This is a genomic window from Pseudomonas chlororaphis subsp. piscium (assembly GCF_003850345.1).
Lineage (GTDB): Bacteria > Pseudomonadota > Gammaproteobacteria > Pseudomonadales > Pseudomonadaceae > Aquipseudomonas > Aquipseudomonas piscium.
Window position 1 is genome coordinate 673203 of the sequence record NZ_CP027707.1, and the last position, 15639, is coordinate 688841.

13 protein-coding genes are annotated in these 15639 nt (G+C 62.0%); 10 read left to right on the forward strand and 3 right to left on the reverse strand.

Going from position 1 to position 15639, the window contains the following annotated elements:
• Positions 1–349 precede the first annotated feature (349 nt).
• Positions 350–796, forward strand: coding sequence for an azurin (gene azu, locus C4K38_RS03005; RefSeq protein WP_053277219.1), 447 nt, complete (start codon positions 350–352; stop codon positions 794–796).
• A gap of 207 nt (positions 797–1003) precedes the next feature.
• Here the strand turns inward: azu and nadE are convergent, their stop codons facing one another.
• The 3 genes from nadE to C4K38_RS03020 all read right to left on the reverse strand — a co-directional run bounded on the left by nadE (position 1004) and on the right by C4K38_RS03020 (position 4198).
• Positions 1004–1831 (reverse strand): NAD(+) synthase, encoded by an 828-nt coding sequence (nadE, locus tag C4K38_RS03010; protein ID WP_053277220.1) that lies wholly within the window; start codon positions 1829–1831, stop codon positions 1004–1006.
• Between the two features lie 3 nt (positions 1832–1834).
• Positions 1835–3061: a nicotinate phosphoribosyltransferase gene (gene pncB / locus C4K38_RS03015; RefSeq protein ID WP_053277221.1), complete on the reverse strand. Its 1227-nt coding sequence runs from the start codon at positions 3059–3061 to the stop codon at positions 1835–1837.
• Between the two features lie 231 nt (positions 3062–3292).
• Complete coding sequence (locus tag C4K38_RS03020; protein ID WP_025808040.1) at positions 3293–4198, reverse strand: LysR family transcriptional regulator; 906 nt, start codon at positions 4196–4198, stop codon at positions 3293–3295.
• Positions 4199–4362: 164 nt separating this feature from the next.
• Here C4K38_RS03020 and amaB point away from each other — a divergent pair, with 164 nt between their 5' ends.
• From amaB to C4K38_RS03070, 9 genes are all read left to right on the forward strand, one after another.
• Positions 4363–5853 carry an L-piperidine-6-carboxylate dehydrogenase gene (gene amaB, locus C4K38_RS03025; RefSeq protein ID WP_053277222.1) on the forward strand — a complete coding sequence of 497 codons (1491 nt, stop codon included), beginning with the start codon at positions 4363–4365 and terminating at the stop codon, positions 5851–5853.
• Between the two features lie 106 nt (positions 5854–5959).
• Entirely contained in the window at positions 5960–7243 is a 1284-nt protein-coding gene (gene amaA / locus C4K38_RS03030) for an L-pipecolate oxidase (protein WP_053277223.1), read from the forward strand.
• 362 nt (positions 7244–7605) lie between these two features.
• Complete coding sequence (locus C4K38_RS03035; protein ID WP_053277224.1) at positions 7606–8742, forward strand: branched-chain amino acid ABC transporter substrate-binding protein; 1137 nt, start codon at positions 7606–7608, stop codon at positions 8740–8742.
• A gap of 179 nt (positions 8743–8921) precedes the next feature.
• Complete coding sequence (locus tag C4K38_RS03040) at positions 8922–9836, forward strand: ABC transporter permease subunit (RefSeq protein ID WP_053259441.1); 915 nt, start codon at positions 8922–8924, stop codon at positions 9834–9836.
• Positions 9837–9838: 2 nt separating this feature from the next.
• Positions 9839–11134: a high-affinity branched-chain amino acid ABC transporter permease LivM gene (gene livM / locus C4K38_RS03045; protein ID WP_023970243.1), complete on the forward strand. Its 1296-nt coding sequence runs from the start codon at positions 9839–9841 to the stop codon at positions 11132–11134.
• On the forward strand, positions 11131–12006 hold the full coding sequence (locus C4K38_RS03050) for an ATP-binding cassette domain-containing protein (RefSeq protein WP_053277225.1): 876 nt from the start codon (positions 11131–11133) through the stop codon (positions 12004–12006). The genes livM and C4K38_RS03050 overlap by 4 nt, the downstream gene beginning before the upstream one ends.
• Positions 12003–12722: an ABC transporter ATP-binding protein gene (locus tag C4K38_RS03055; RefSeq protein WP_053277226.1), complete on the forward strand. Its 720-nt coding sequence runs from the start codon at positions 12003–12005 to the stop codon at positions 12720–12722. The genes C4K38_RS03050 and C4K38_RS03055 overlap by 4 nt, the downstream gene beginning before the upstream one ends.
• Positions 12723–13647: 925 nt before the next feature.
• Positions 13648–14415, forward strand: coding sequence for an SDR family oxidoreductase (locus tag C4K38_RS03065; RefSeq protein WP_007925222.1), 768 nt, complete (start codon positions 13648–13650; stop codon positions 14413–14415).
• Positions 14416–14656: 241 nt separating this feature from the next.
• On the forward strand, positions 14657–15562 hold the full coding sequence (locus tag C4K38_RS03070; protein ID WP_053277227.1) for a cation diffusion facilitator family transporter: 906 nt from the start codon (positions 14657–14659) through the stop codon (positions 15560–15562).
• Positions 15563–15639: the final 77 nt, after the last annotated feature.

The following is a 15639-nucleotide window of genomic DNA, read 5'->3' on the forward strand; positions in this document are numbered from 1 at the left end:
ACCTTACTCCATGGTCAGTGAGGGCCACAGAGTAATGGCTGGCCGGCCGCGCTCCAAGGGTCAATCCTCGCGGCGGGGGCTTTCATAGGTACCGCTGGCGCCACAGGCGTAGGCGGCGAGCAGGCTGCGGAACAGGCTGTTGAGGTGCATGGCGGACACTCCGATAGTGATGTGCGCCGAGCATAGGCCCGGGGCCGCGGGCTGGCTGTTTGATTCTCTCGATCAGGCCGATAGCGCAAAGTTGTATACAATTTCTTGATTTGAATCATAGGAACTTGTGAAAAATTCAGGCAGTCTTCACCTCCATGGATTCAGATGGATTTTGTTAACCCTGCCTTGGAGATTCACCATGTTTGCCAAACTCGTTGCGGTATCCCTGTTGACACTGGCCAGCAGCCAGCTGATGGCCGCCGAATGCAAGGTCGATGTCGACTCTACCGACCAGATGTCCTTCAACACGAAGGAAATCACCATCGACAAGAGCTGCAAGACCTTCACCGTGAACCTGACCCACTCCGGCAGCCTGCCGAAGAACGTCATGGGTCATAACTGGGTTCTGAGCAAAAGCGCGGACATGGTCGGCATCGCGACCGACGGCATGGCTGCCGGCATCGACAAGGACTACCTGAAACCAGGCGACAGCCGCGTTATCGCCCACACCAAGATCATCGGCTCTGGCGAAAAAGACTCGGTGACCTTTGACGTGTCGAAGCTGACCGCCGGCGAAAGCTACGAATTCTTCTGCTCGTTCCCGGGCCACAACTCGATGATGAAAGGCGCCGTGGTGCTGAAGTGATCGGTTGATCCCGTGTGATGAAAAAGCGCCCTTCGGGGCGCTTTTTTGTGGGCGGGCGGTCCGTGTCATCGTTCATCGCGGGCAAGCCTGGCACCCACAAGCTTCTATAGGAGCGAAGCTTGCTCGCGATAGCGCCAGCCCAGCCAACACCCAACAAAAAGCCCGCCGAGGATTTCCCGCGGCGGGCTTTTGCGTCACCTCATCACCTCAAGGCGCGAACGGCATCACGCGTTTGTGATGGGTCTTGTTGTAGGTGTTGCAGATGATCTTGAACGCTTCCTCGCGCACCGGCTGGCCATGGAGGAAGGCGTCGATCTCGGCGTAGGTCACGCCGTGGGAGGCTTCGTCCGGCTTGCCGGGAGACAGGTCTTCGAGGTCGGCGGTAGGGATCTTCTCCACCAGCGACTCCGGCGCGCCGAAATGCCGGGCAATAGCCCGCACCTGGTTCTTCACCAGCCCGCTCAGCGGCGCCAGGTCGCAGGCGCCGTCGCCGAACTTGGTGAAGAAGCCCATCACCGCTTCGGCGGCGTGGTCGGTGCCGATCACCAGGCCATGGGCGGCGCCGGCGATGGTGTACTGCGCGATCATGCGCATGCGCGCCTTGGTGTTGCCGAGGACGAAGTCCCGGGTTACCGCCTGATGGCCTTCGAAGGCCGCCACTTCATTGGCCAGGGACTTGACCGCCGGACCGATGTTCACGGTGTGGCGCTCGTCGGGTTCGATGAAGTCCACCGAGGCCTGGGCATCGTGTTCGTCGAACTGCACGTCGTACGGCAGGCGCACGGCAATGAAACGATAGCCCTGGTCGCCGCTGCTGGCGCGCAGTTCGCGCACCGCCCGCTGGGCCAGCAGGCCCGCGGTCAGGGAGTCGACGCCACCGCTGATGCCCAGCACTAGGGTCTTGAGCCCGGAATTGAGCAGGCATTGCTGGATGAACGCGACCCGCCGGGCGACTTCTGCCTCGAGAGCGGCCTGGTCCTTGAAAGGGGGTTGGACCTTGAGCTGTTCAGCAATCTCACGCTGTACGGCTTGCATGATTCACTCCTTGCTTGATGTGCCAGAAAGGGCGGCAGGTACTTGGAAAACGTGGCGCAGATAAGCGACGAAGTTGGGATCCTTGCAATGGGTCTTGCCCGCTTCGTCGGAGATCTTGGCGACGGGCTGGCCATTGCAGGCGGCCATTTTAAGCACGATGCTCATCGGCTCGACACCAGGAATATCGCACGTCAGGTTGGTGCCGATACCGAAGCTGACATTGATCCGACCATGCAACGCGCGAAAAATCTCCAGGGATTTGGGCAGCGTCAGGCTGTCGGAGAACACCAGGGTCTTGCTCATCGGCTCGATGCCCAGTTTCAGGTAGTGGGCGATGGCTTTTTCCGCCCAGACGATCGGATCGCCCGAGTCATGGCGCAAACCGTCGAACAGCTTGGCGAAGTACAGATCGAAGTCGTTGAGGAAAGCGTCGGTGGTGATGCAGTCGGTCAGGGCGATCCCCAGCAGGCCACGGTACTCGCGGACCCAGCAGTCGAGGGCGGCGATCTGGCTGTCGATCAGCCGCGGCCCCAGTTGCTGGTGGGCCATGATCCATTCGTGGGCCATGGTGCCCAGGGGTTTCATGTCCAGCTCGCGGGACAGGTGCACGTTGCTGGTACCGACGAAACGTCCGGGGAAGTCGTGCTTGAGCACGTTCACCACTTCTTCCTGGACCCGGTACGAGAAGCGTCGGCGGGTGCCGAAGTCGGCCACCTGCAGGTGCGACAATTCATCGGCGCTGGCGTTGGCGCTCAGCCAGTCGAACTTGCGATATAGCTGTTCGCGGGCCTGTTCCAGGACGACTTCGCGGTAGCGATAGCGGTTACGCACCTCGCTGACGATCGCCAGCATCGGCACTTCGAACAGGATCACATGCAGCCAGGGCCCGCGCAGGCGGATGAACAGCTCGCCGTTTTCGATACCGGTATGCACATACCGCAGGTTGAAGCGGAACAGCCCGAGAAAGCGCAGGAAGTCCGGTTTCAGGAAGCTGATGCGTTCGAGAAAGCTCAACTGGTCGGCGCTCAGGCTCAGGTCGGCCAGGCGCTCGAACTGATAGCGGATCTCCGCCAGGTAGGGGCGCAGGTCCTCGCTGTTGCGGCAGCGGAATTCCCATTCGACTTCCACATTGGGGTAGTTGTGCAGCACCGCCTGCATCATGGTCAGTTTGTAGAAGTCGGTGTCGAGCAGGTTCTGCACGATGCGATCGGCAAACACACTCTCGCTCATAACGGGAATCTCCATGCTGGCCGCGATCAAGGGCGCGGCTTTCCAGCTTGTTCAATAAAGGCAGTAGTGGCGCATATCCGCTGTGGGTTTTGCCAGCGTTTTTTGCTTGAAGGCACTGTCGGGGCTGCTGGCCTCATCGCGGGCAAGCCCCGTTCCTACGGGTACGGTGCTGCTCTTGCAGGAGTGAGGCTTGCCCGCGATAGCGCCCGTGCGGTCTGCACCCGTCCCGGATCAGGCCGGCGTCGGGCTGTCGATCTGCTCCAGCATCCAGCGTACGAAGTCCCGCACCTTGGGCACTTCAGCCGCATGTTCAGGGTAGGCCAGGTAATAGGCATCGTGGCTGGGCATCGCGTAGTCCCAGGCCAGCACCAGCTTGCCCTCGGCCAGCTCTTCCTCCACCAGGAACCGCGGCAGCAGGGCCACGCCGCAGCCGACCTGGGCGGCCCGGATGCACATATAGAAGGTTTCGAAGCGTGGGCCGTGATAGCTGTGCTCGGTGTGGTAACCCTGGCTGTCGAACCAGTCATGCCAGGCCTGCGGCCGCGAGGCCAGTTGCAGCAGCACCAGTTCGGCCAGCTGCGTCGGGTCGGTGAACGGCTTGTCCGGCAGACTGCCGGGGGCGCAGACCGCCACCAGCTCTTCGCCGAACAGCTTCAGGCACTCGGTGCCGGGGCGCGAGCCCTGGCCGAAGTAGAACGCCATGTCGCTGCGGCCCTGCAGCAGGTCGTCGGCTTCCTGTTCGTTGCACAGGTCCAGGTGGATCTGCGGGTGGCGCAGGCGCCAGCCCTTGAGGCGCGGCACCAGCCAGCGCGCGCCGAAGGTCGATGGGGTGGACACCCGCAGGACTTCGGTTTCGCCACCGTAGGAACGCAGGTAATGGGTCGACATCTCGATCTGCGAGAGGATCTTGCGCACCTCCACCAGGTACAGATCTCCGGCCGGGGTCAGCTGCAGGCGCCGGCGTACCCGGCGAAACAGCAGGTGCTGCAGGAGTTCTTCCAGCTGCGCGACCTGCTTGCTGACCGCGCTCTGGGTCAGGTTCAGTTCTTCGGCGGCGCGGGTGAAGCTCAGGTGCCGGGTGACGGCCTCGAAACACTGCAGGGCGGTGATCGAGGGCAGGTAGCGTTTATTCAGCATCGAGGGTTCCTTGTTCTTGTCTCGGCTGCGCAGCATGAATAAACGGAATGATATCTCGCCTAATCGTCGTTTGTTGGCAAGTCTCGGGCCGGCTACAACTACAGATCTGAATAGCCGTGTCAGCGGCTGCGATTTTTTTGCTTTCCATCTGTAAGGAGTGACCCATGGTTGCCGCATTGCTTGATCGTCTTGGTGTGAACCCGGCCCTGTATCAATCGGGCAAGCAGCCCGTGCATTCGCCGATCGACGGCAGCCGCATCGCCTCCGTGAACTGGCAGGGCGCAGCCGAGGTGGAGCAGCAGGTCAGTCGCGCGGAGCATGCATTCGAGTTGTGGCGCAAGGTGCCGGCGCCGCGTCGCGGCGAGCTGGTGCGCCAGTTCGGCGAGGTGCTGCGCGAATACAAGGCCGACCTGGGTGAGCTGGTGTCCTGGGAAGCCGGCAAGATCACCCAGGAAGGCCTGGGCGAAGTGCAGGAAATGATCGACATCTGCGACTTCGCGGTCGGCCTGTCGCGCCAGCTGTACGGCCTGACCATCGCCTCCGAGCGCCCAGGCCACCACATGCGCGAAACCTGGCACCCGCTGGGCATTGTCGGGGTGATCAGTGCGTTCAACTTCCCGGTCGCGGTCTGGGCCTGGAACACCACCCTGGCGCTGGTCTGCGGCAACCCGGTGATCTGGAAGCCCTCGGAAAAGACCCCGTTGACCGCCCTGGCCTGCCAGGCGCTGTTCGAGCGTGTGCTGAAGAACTTCAGCGACGCCCCCGAATACCTGAGCCAGGTGATCATTGGCGGGCGCGACGCTGGCGAAGCGCTGGTGGACGATCCGCGCGTGGCCCTGATCAGCGCCACCGGCAGCACCCGCATGGGCCGCGAAGTGGCGCCGAAAGTCGCGGCTCGTTTCGCCCGCAGCATCCTCGAACTGGGCGGCAACAACGCGATGATCCTGGGGCCGAGCGCCGACCTGGACATGGCCGTGCGAGCCATCCTGTTCAGCGCCGTCGGTACCGCTGGCCAGCGCTGCACGACGTTGCGCCGGCTGATTGCCCATGAATCGGTGAAGGAAGAAATCGTCACCCGCCTCAAGGCCGCCTATTCCAAGGTGCGCATCGGTCATCCGCTGCAAGGCAACCTGGTCGGTCCGCTGATCGACAAGCACAGCTTCGACAACATGCAGGATGCCCTGGAGCAGGCCCTGAGCGAGGGCGGCCGGGTGTTCGGCGGCAAGCGCCAGCTGCAAGACCAGTTCCCCAACGCTTATTACGTATCGCCTGCGATCGTCGAGATGCCGGAGCAGAGCGACGTGGTGTGTAGCGAGACCTTCGCGCCGATTCTCTACGTGGTGGGCTACAGCGATTTCGCCGAAGCGCTGCGCCTGAACAACGCCGTGCCGCAAGGCCTGTCGTCCTGCATCTTCACCACCGATGTGCGTGAGGCCGAGCAGTTCATGTCGGCGGTGGGCAGCGACTGCGGCATCGCCAACGTCAACATCGGCCCGAGCGGCGCGGAAATCGGCGGGGCGTTCGGTGGCGAGAAGGAAACCGGCGGCGGCCGCGAATCCGGTTCCGATGCCTGGCGCGCCTATATGCGTCGGCAGACCAACACCGTGAACTACTCGCTGGAGTTGCCATTGGCGCAGGGTATTACCTTCGATTGATCGACCCCGATCGCGGGCAAGCCTCGCTCCTATGGTGTTCTGTAGGAGCGAGGCTTGCCCGCGATGCTGTGTTTTTGTTTGTTGGGTTTCACTGTGGAGCTTGGCAATGCCGTTACGCGAAGAATGCCTATGGGAACAACTGACGCCGCAAAGGCCTGACAATGCCGCGCTCAAGGGCGAGGTCACTGTGGATGTCTGCGTGATCGGCGCGGGTTTTACCGGCCTGTCGGCCGCCGTGCACCTGCTGGAGCAGGGCAAAAGGGTCTGTGTACTGGAAGCCCACCGCACCGGTCACGGAGGTTCGGGGCGCAACGTGGGGCTGGTGAACGCCGGGATGTGGATCCCGCCGGACGAGATCGAAGCCGGTTTCGGCGAGGCGGTCGGCAGCCAGCTCAACCGCATGCTGGGGGCGGCGCCGGCCCTGGTGTTCAGCCTGATCGACAAATACCGCATCGATTGCCAACTGCGCCGCGAAGGCACCTTGCACATGGCGCACAACGCCCGGGGCGAGGCCGACCTGCGCAGCCGGGAAGCCCAGTGGAAGCGCCGGGGCGCGCCGGTCGAGCTGTTGACCGGGGCGGCCTGTGAAACCGCCACCGGCACCAGGAAGATCGCCGCCGCCTTGCTCGATCGCCGGGCCGGCACGGTCAACCCGATGGCCTATGTCAGTGGCCTGGCCAAGGCCGCAGTCGACCTGGGGGGCCAGTTGTTCGACCACTCGCCGGTGACCCGTCTCGAACGCCAGGGCCAGCGCTGGTCGGTGCAGACCGCGCAGGGCTCGGTGCTGGCCGAGCAAGTGGTGATTGCCTCCAACGCCTACACCGAGGGCGACTGGACCGAATTGCGGCGCAATTTTTTCCCCGGTTACTACTACCAGGTCGCTTCCAGGCCGCTGACCGAGGAAGCCGCGCAGCGGATCCTGCCAGGTGGCCAGGGCTCCTGGGATACCCGCCAGGTGCTCAGCAGCATTCGCCGGGACGCCGACGGCCGCCTGTTGCTGGGCAGCCTGGGCAATGGCAACCAGAAGCCGGCCTGGTTCCTCAAGGCCTGGGCCGACCGGGTGCAGCAGCATTATTTCCCCTACCTGAAAGCGGTGGAGTGGGAATGCACCTGGACCGGTTGCATCGCCTTTACCCCCGATCACCTGATGCGCCTGTTCGAGCCGGCGCCCGGCCTGGTGGCCGTCACCGGCTACAACGGCCGGGGCGTGACCACTGGCACCGTGGTCGGCAAGGCGTTCGCCGATTACCTGTGTAACGGAAATCCTCAGGCCTTGCCGATTCCCTTCGCCCCCATGCAGCCCCTGGCCGGCGTGGGCTTGCGCAGTTGCCTGTACGAGGCCGGGTTCTCGCTGTATCACGCGGGCCAGTGCCTGCGCATCGTTATCTGACAGAGGAAATATGTTGCGCGGTGCGGCGCTTTTCGGCGCAGCGACTAGCCTGTAGTGGTGCGGGGCGTAGCAGTCCCGCACCAGTAGTGTGCAGTTCGGTTACGCAGGCTGTTACAGGCTGGTTGCACGTTGATTTGCGCCGCGGTTGCAATGATGGCGCAGGCGGGTTGCGCCTGATGTTTTGTAAGGTTTCACCTTCCGCGGTTTAGACGGTTGCACGCCCAATAAAAAAGGGCTCGAAACAGTCGAAATAACAATAAAAGAGCGACTTTTTTCAGAATAAAAAACCAATGGCACGGCCCTTGCTCTGAGCATTCGGTGAAGTCGCAGTGCCAACTAAAAAAACCTTGGAGCACCACCTCATGTCCCAGACGTTTTACAAGAAAGGCTTTCTGGCCCTCGCAGTGGCAGCTGCGTTGGGTGTTTCTGCGTTTGCTCAGGCCGACCTCAAGATCGGCGTAGCGGGTCCCATGACAGGCGCCAACGCGGCATTTGGCGAGCAGTACATGAAGGGTGCACAGGCAGCGGCTGACGAAATCAATGCCAAGGGCGGCGTTAACGGCGAGAAGATCGTACTGGTCAAGGGCGACGACGCCTGCGAACCGAAACAGGCCGTGGCCGTAGCCAACCGCCTGGTCGACCAGGACAAGGTGATCGGCGTGGTCGGGCACTTCTGCTCCTCCAACACCATCCCCGCTTCCGAGGTGTACGACGAAGCTGGCGTGATCGCCATCACCCCGGGCTCCACCAACCCGCAGGTCACCGAACGTGGCCTCTCCGCCATGTTCCGCATGTGCGGGCGTGACGACCAGCAGGGCATCGTCGCCGGCGACTACATCGTCGACGTGCTCAAGGGCAAGAAAGTCGCGGTGCTGCACGACAAGGACACCTACGGCCAGGGCCTGGCGGACGCCACCAAGGCACAGCTGACCAAGCGCGGCGTAACGCCTGTGCTGTACGAAGGCCTGACCCGTGGCGAAAAAGACTTCAGCGCCGTGGTCACCAAGATCCGTGCCGCCGGTGCCGATGTCGTCTACTTCGGCGGCCTGCACCCGGAAGCCGGCCCGCTGGTCCGCCAGCTGCGCGAGCAGGGCTTGAAAGACGTCAAGTTCATGTCCGACGACGGTATCGTCACCGACGAACTGGTGACCACCGCTGGCGGCCCGCAGTACGTCGACGGTGTGTACATGACCTTCGGCGCCGACCCGCGCCTGCTGCCGGACAGCAAGACCGTGGTCGACGCTTTCCGCAAGGCCGGCACCGAGCCTGAAGGCTATACCCTGTATGCCTACGCGTCGGTCCAGGCCCTGGCTGCCGGCTTCAACGGCGCCAAATCCAACAAGGGCGAGGACGCCGCCAAGTGGCTCAAGGCCAACCCGGTGAAAACCGTGATGGGCGAGAAGACCTGGGACGCCAAGGGCGACCTGAAAGTCTCCGACTACGTGGTTTACCAGTGGGACAAGGACGGCAAATACCACCAGCTGGAAAAACAGAAGTGACATGAGCGTCCGGGCAGGCCGGCCCTTCCTCCAGGGGAGGGCGCAGGCCTGCTGCATGCGTGTCCGTGCAGTACCTGTCTTTTCTCGTAGAGCTGCACAACTGTCGTGTTGCGCGGGTGGTTGAACCCCAGGCCGTCGTATCCGCTGTGTGCAGTCTCTCAAATGCGTGAGATTGCGTTATGGATGGTATTTTCCTGCAGCAACTGATCAATGGACTGACCCTCGGGTCTGTCTATGGTCTGATCGCCATCGGCTACACAATGGTCTATGGCATCATTGGCATGATCAACTTCGCCCACGGCGAGGTTTATATGATTTCCGCTTACCTCGCGGCAATCAGTCTGGCTCTGCTGGCCTACTTCGGCATCGAATCCTTCCCGCTGCTCATTCTCGGTACCCTGGTCTTCACCGTCGTCGTGACGGGGATCTATGGCTGGGTCATCGAGCGCGTCGCCTACAAACCCCTGCGTAACTCCACCCGCCTGGCGCCGCTGATCAGCGCCATCGGTATCTCGCTGATCCTGCAGAACTACGCGCAGATCAGCCAGGGCGCCAAGCAACAAGGTGTACCGACGCTGCTGGCCGGCGCCTGGAAGGTCGATATCGGCACCGGTTTCGTCCAGCTCACCTACACCAAGATCTTCATCCTGGTGGCGGCATTCGCCGGCATGGCGTTGCTCACCTACATCATCAAGTACACCAAGCTCGGCCGCATGTGCCGCGCCACCCAGCAAGACCGCAAGATGGCCTCGATCCTCGGGATCAACACCGACCGGGTGATTTCCTACGTGTTCATCATCGGCGCCGCCATGGCTGCGCTGGCGGGCGTACTGATCACCATGAACTACGGCACGTTCGACTTCTATGCCGGCTTCGTCATCGGCATCAAGGCGTTCACCGCGGCGGTACTCGGCGGCATCGGTTCGCTGCCGGGCGCGATGCTCGGCGGGATCATCCTCGGGATCTCCGAGTCGCTGTTCTCTGGTCTGATCAACTCCGACTATAAAGACGTGTTCAGTTTCTCGCTGCTAGTGCTGATTCTGATTTTCCGTCCCCAAGGCCTGCTGGGTCGCCCACTCGTGGCGAAGGTATAAGTATGTCTGCTGCCAATAAACCGATTGATATCAAAAAGAGCGTCATCGACGCCGTGCTGGCCGGGCTGATCTCGCTGATCGTGTTCGGTCCTATCGTGGGTGTGGTACTCGAGGGCTACAGCTTCAACCTGCAACCGGCCCGCGTCGGCTGGCTGGTGGCGATCGTGATGATCGGCCGCTTCGCCTTGAGCCTGTTCCTGCAGACGCCCAAGGGCCTGAAGATCCTCCAGGGCTTCGAAAGCAGCGGCTCCGGTGTGCATGTGCGGGCGCCGGACTACAAGTCGCGGCTGCGCTGGATCATCCCGGCGCTGATCGTGATCGCCATCGTCTTCCCGTTCTTCGCCAACAAGTACCTGTTGACCGTGGTCATCCTCGGCCTGATCTACGTGCTGCTCGGCCTTGGGCTGAACATCGTGGTTGGCCTGGCCGGGCTGCTCGACCTGGGGTACGTGGCGTTCTACGCCATCGGTGCCTACGGCCTGGCGCTGGGTTATCAGTACCTGGGCCTGGGTTTCTGGACGGTGCTGCCCCTGGCGGCCCTCGCCGCGGCATTGGCAGGGTGCATACTCGGCTTCCCGGTGTTGCGCATGCACGGTGACTACCTGGCCATCGTGACCCTGGGCTTCGGCGAGATCATCCGCCTGATCCTCAACAACTGGCTGTCCTTCACCGGCGGTCCGAACGGCATGCCGGTGCCGTCGCCGACCATCTTCGGCCTGGAGTTCGGACGGCGGGCGAAGGATGGCGGGGTGCCGTTCCACGAGTTCTTCGGCCTGGAATACAACCCCAACCTGAAGTTCCTGTTCATCTACATCGTGCTGTTCATCGTGGTGCTGCTGGTGCTCTACATCAAGCACCGGTTGACCCGCATGCCGGTCGGCCGGGCCTGGGAAGCACTGCGCGAAGACGAGATCGCCTGCCGCGCCATGGGCCTGAACCACGTGCTGGTGAAACTCTCGGCCTTCACTATCGGTGCTTCTACCGCGGGCCTGGCCGGGGTGTTCTTCGCCAGCTACCAGGGTTTCGTGAACCCCTCGTCCTTCACCTTCTTCGAGTCGGCGCTGATCCTGGCCATCGTGGTCCTGGGCGGCATGGGGTCGACCGTGGGCGTGGTGATCGCGGCGTTCGTGCTGACCGTGGCGCCGGAGTTGCTGCGCAGCTTCTCCGAATACCGGGTGCTGCTGTTCGGCATCCTCATGGTGTTGATGATGATCTGGCGACCCCGGGGCCTGATTCGTATCAGCCGCACCGGCGTGACCCCGCGCAAGGGTGCCCTGACCGAGAGGAGCGCATCATGAGCGATGAAGTGATCCTGAAGGTAGAGAACCTGATGATGCACTTCGGTGGCATCAAGGCCCTGAGCGACGTCAGCCTGGAGGTCAAACGCAACGCCATCTTCGCCCTGATCGGCCCCAACGGCGCGGGCAAGACCACGGTGTTCAACTGCCTGACCGGTTTCTACAAAGCCACGGGCGGGCACATCGCCCTGAATACCCGGGGTACGCCGACCAACGTCATCAAGCTGCTGGGCGAGCCGTTCCGGGTGACCGACTTCGTGTCGCCCAAGCGCTTTGCCAGCCGGCTGTTCTACAAGATGTTCGGCGGCACCCACCTGGTGAATCGGGCGGGCCTGGCGCGGACCTTCCAGAACATTCGCCTGTTCAGGGAAATGTCGGTGCTGGAGAACCTTCTGGTGGCCCAGCACATGTGGGTCAACCGCAACCTGCTGTCCGGCATCCTCAACACCAAGGGTTACCGGAAAGCGGAAAGCGATGCCCTGGACCACGCCTTCTACTGGCTGGAAGTGGTGGACCTGGTGGACTGCGCCAACCGCCTGGCCGGCGAGTTGTCCTACGGCCAGCAACGCCGCCTGGAAATCGCCCGCGCCATGTGCACCCGGCCGCAGATCATCTGCCTCGACGAACCGGCTGCTGGCCTCAACCCCCAGGAAACCGAAGCGCTCAGTGCGATGATCCGGCTGCTGCGCGACGAGCACGACCTGACCGTGGTGCTGATTGAACATGACATGGGCATGGTGATGAGTATTTCCGACCATATCGTGGTGCTCGACCACGGCAACGTGATCGCCGAGGGCGGGCCCGAAGCGATCCGCAACGACCCGAAAGTGATTGCCGCCTACCTGGGTGCGGACGAAGAGGAGCTGGTATGACGACTGCACCTATCCTCGAACTCAAGGACCTGGACGTGTACTACGGGCCGATCCAGGCCCTGAAGAAAGTCTCGTTGCACATCAACGAAGGTGAAACCGTGAGCCTGATCGGCTCCAACGGTGCCGGCAAGTCCACGCTGCTGATGTCGATTTTCGGCCAGCCGCGGGCCGAGTCCGGGCAGATCATCTATCGCGGGGTGGACATCACCCACAAGTCCTCGCACTACATCGCCTCCAACGGCATCGCCCAGTCGCCGGAAGGGCGCCGGGTGTTTCCGGACATGACGGTGGAAGAGAACCTGCTGATGGGCACTATCCCCATCGGCGACAAGTACGCCACCGAAGACATGCAGCGCATGTTCGAACTGTTCCCGCGGCTCAAGGAACGTCGGACCCAGCGGGCCATGACCATGTCCGGCGGCGAGCAGCAGATGCTCGCCATCGCCCGTGCGCTGATGAGCCGTCCCAAGCTGCTGTTGCTGGACGAACCGAGCCTGGGGCTGGCGCCGATCGTGGTGAAGCAGATCTTCGCCACCCTGCGCGAGCTGGCCGCCACCGGCATGACCATCTTCCTGGTCGAGCAGAACGCCAACCACGCGCTGAAACTGTCGGACCGGGCCTATGTGATGGTCAACGGCGAGATCCGCCTGAGCGGCACCGGCAAGGAACTGCTGGTCAACGAGGAGGTGCGCAACGCGTATCTGGGCGGTCACTGAGCCTGTTTGCGCTGGCTGAAACATGCCCCGCCGGTTTATTCCGGCGGGGCATTTTTTATCCACACCCCGTCCTGTAGGAGCGAGGCTTGCCCGCGATGAACGATAACGCGGTGTACCGAACTCACGCGGTGAGCTGATCGCGGGCAATCGAGCGTCGACCGGCCGCTCCTACAGAAGCCGGCGGCTGCGGATGACCTTGTCCACAGCAGAAACCGCAAATTGTGGAAAACATTCTGCGCAAGCTGGCAAAGCGCGGCATAAAGACGCTGCAAATAGTTGTTTTGCCACGGTTTTGACTTGTCCCCGTTTGCTGTGGAACTGGCTGTGGGTAACGTGGGAGTAGCTGGCTGGACGCCTTGATCGGCGTGGCCTACAGGCGTGTGATCGTTTTTTGATCAGGCATTTTTGCCGGACCTCGAGCAGCCGTTGTCAACCTTTTTATTGTCGCAGGCAAAGGGCGAAAACACCCTGGATAAGCCTGTGGATAAGTCTGTGATTAAACTCTGGAAAGACTCGTCCAGGCAGCGTCGTTACTGGCTTGAAGCCATCCCTCGCCTGACCGCCCGGTCGCCTTCGTCGGCCGGGGCTGCATGGACGCCATGCCCGGGTCAAGCAAAAAACTTTCTAAAACCGCCTGCAGCCCCTGTGGATAGCGGCTTGCAGACTTTTGCACTTGCCCCCAAAGACTGTGGAGCGTCCTGTGGATAAGGTGCGTGCATATGGCTGCGGGCCACGACCTGCCTGGCTTGGCGGTGGTTGGTTGTTTTTTGTACAGTCACTGGGCGATGACAGAGATTTTCCACTAAGCGAAGGTCGTTCATTCTGCCCATGAGCAACACTCGGTTGCCGCTGCGATTCAGGCCGGGCATGCTGCGAAACGATTTTTCATTTCCACGGCGGTTCGACGCCCAGCAAGGAGAACACCATGACTTCCACCCTGTTTATTACCGGCGCGACCTCCGGTTTTGGCGAAGCCTGTGCCCGTCGTTTTGCCGAGGCCGGCTGGTCGCTGGTGCTGACCGGGCGCCGCGAGGAGCGTCTCGACGCCCTGTGCGCCGAACTGTCGAAGCAGACCGAAGTGCATGGCCTGGTGCTCGATGTGCGGGACCGCAAGGCCATGGAAGAAGCGATCGCCAACCTGCCGCCGTCCTTTGCCAAGCTGCGCGGGCTGATCAACAACGCCGGCCTGGCCCTGGGGGTCGACCCGGCGCCCAAGTGCGACCTGGACGACTGGGACACCATGGTCGACACCAACATCAAGGGCCTGATGTACAGCACCCGCCTGCTGCTACCACGGCTGATCGCCCATGGCCGCGGCGCCGGCATCGTCAACCTCGGTTCCATCGCCGGCAACTACCCCTATCCGGGCAGCCACGTGTATGGCGCAAGCAAGGCGTTCGTCAAACAGTTCTCCCTGAACCTGCGTTGCGACCTGCAAGGCACCGGTGTGCGGGTGACCAACATCGAGCCGGGCCTGTGCGAAAGCGAGTTCTCGCTGGTGCGCTTCAAAGGCGACCAGGAGCGTTATGACGCCACCTACGCCGGTGCCGAGCCGATCCAGCCGCAGGACATCGCCGACACCATCTTCTGGGTGCTCAACACCCCGGCCCACGTCAATATCAACAGCCTGGAGCTGATGCCGGTGAGCCAGACCTGGGCCGGTTTCGCCATCGAGCGCAACGCCAAGGGCTGAGACCGCGTCGCGGTGGATCGCGGGCAAGTTGGATCGCCGCCCGCTCGCTCCTACAGGCGCGATTTCTGTAGGAGCGAGGCTTGCCCGCGATTGCGTTCTACACTGCAACACCTCACCTGCCGATGCGTTTGGCAACACAGTCGTTCAGGCCCGAATCAGCCCGCACAAGGTAGACTCCCGCTCCGCAACCCACCGCGGCCTGCATCAAGGCTGCGATTTCAAAGGTTCTCGAGGAGGAAATGTGAGTAACCGAGGTGAGCAGGTACTGCTCAAACAATCGACCATCCTGATGTTCGCCGTGGCGATCGCCGCGATCGTCACGGGTTTTTTTTCCGGTTCCCAATCGATTCTGTTCGATGGTTTTTTTTCGCTGATCGCGACCGTCATCAAGGTCCTGATGCTGATCACCGCCAAGCTGATCGCCAAGGAAAGTAACCAGCGCTTTCAGTTCGGCTTCTGGCACCTGGAGCCCATGGTGCTGCTGATAGAAGGCAGCTTTTTGCTGCTGATTGCGATCTACGCCTTTCTCAGCGGCATGTTCGGCATCATCAACGGTGGCCGCGAGATCGAACTGGGCCTGGTGATTCCTTTTGCGACGGTGCTTAGCGTCGTCTGCTTCGCCTATTTCTTCTACGTCCGTTATCGCAATCGCACGTTGAAATCCTCGTTGATCCAGTTCGACAACGTCAGCTGGCTGGTGGACGCGATGCTCTCGGTCGGCTTGCTGGTGAGCTTTCTCATCGCGTTGCTGCTCAAGACCCAGGGGTATGGCCAGTGGGCCGCTTACGTCGACCCGTCAATCCTGATCCTGCTGGCCCTGAGCATGCTGGCGCCGGCCTTCAATATTCTCAAGCCGGCGTTACGCGATGTACTGGGAATTGTCCCGGACCAACTGGATGACAAGGTTCGCCAAGTGATGGACGAGGCGAAAGTCGAGCACGGCTTTGCCGACTACGTCTCGTATGTGCAGAAGCACGGACGGGCGCGGTTCATCGAGATTCACATCGTGCTGCCGGCGGACTATCCGTTGCAGGGCGTGGCGACGCTGGACAAGCTGCGCGAGGAGATATCCACACAGCTCGGCAAGGCGGATGCCGCGCGCTGGCTGACCATCAGCTTCACCGGGGATCGCAAGTGGATTGCCTGAGGCCTTCCTGAGCGCAGGCGCTCAATCGCGAGCAAGCTTCGCGTTTCTCTGTAGGAGCGAAGCTTGCTCGCGATAGC

Bases quoted from the DNA above. Each gene is read 5' to 3' on its own strand.
- azu (WP_053277219.1), top strand. From the start codon at position 350: ATGTTTGCCAAACTCGTTGCGGTATCCCTGTTGACACTGGCCAGCAGC.
- nadE (WP_053277220.1), bottom strand. From the start codon at position 1,831: ATGCAAGCCGTACAGCGTGAGATTGCTGAACAGCTCAAGGTCCAACCC.
- pncB (WP_053277221.1), bottom strand. From the start codon at position 3,061: ATGAGCGAGAGTGTGTTTGCCGATCGCATCGTGCAGAACCTGCTCGAC.
- C4K38_RS03020 (WP_025808040.1), bottom strand. From the start codon at position 4,198: ATGCTGAATAAACGCTACCTGCCCTCGATCACCGCCCTGCAGTGTTTC.
- amaB (WP_053277222.1), top strand. From the start codon at position 4,363: ATGGTTGCCGCATTGCTTGATCGTCTTGGTGTGAACCCGGCCCTGTAT.
- amaA (WP_053277223.1), top strand. From the start codon at position 5,960: ATGCCGTTACGCGAAGAATGCCTATGGGAACAACTGACGCCGCAAAGG.
- C4K38_RS03035 (WP_053277224.1), top strand. From the start codon at position 7,606: ATGTCCCAGACGTTTTACAAGAAAGGCTTTCTGGCCCTCGCAGTGGCA.
- C4K38_RS03040 (WP_053259441.1), top strand. From the start codon at position 8,922: ATGGATGGTATTTTCCTGCAGCAACTGATCAATGGACTGACCCTCGGG.
- livM (WP_023970243.1), top strand. From the start codon at position 9,839: ATGTCTGCTGCCAATAAACCGATTGATATCAAAAAGAGCGTCATCGAC.
- C4K38_RS03050 (WP_053277225.1), top strand. From the start codon at position 11,131: ATGAGCGATGAAGTGATCCTGAAGGTAGAGAACCTGATGATGCACTTC.
- C4K38_RS03055 (WP_053277226.1), top strand. From the start codon at position 12,003: ATGACGACTGCACCTATCCTCGAACTCAAGGACCTGGACGTGTACTAC.
- C4K38_RS03065 (WP_007925222.1), top strand. From the start codon at position 13,648: ATGACTTCCACCCTGTTTATTACCGGCGCGACCTCCGGTTTTGGCGAA.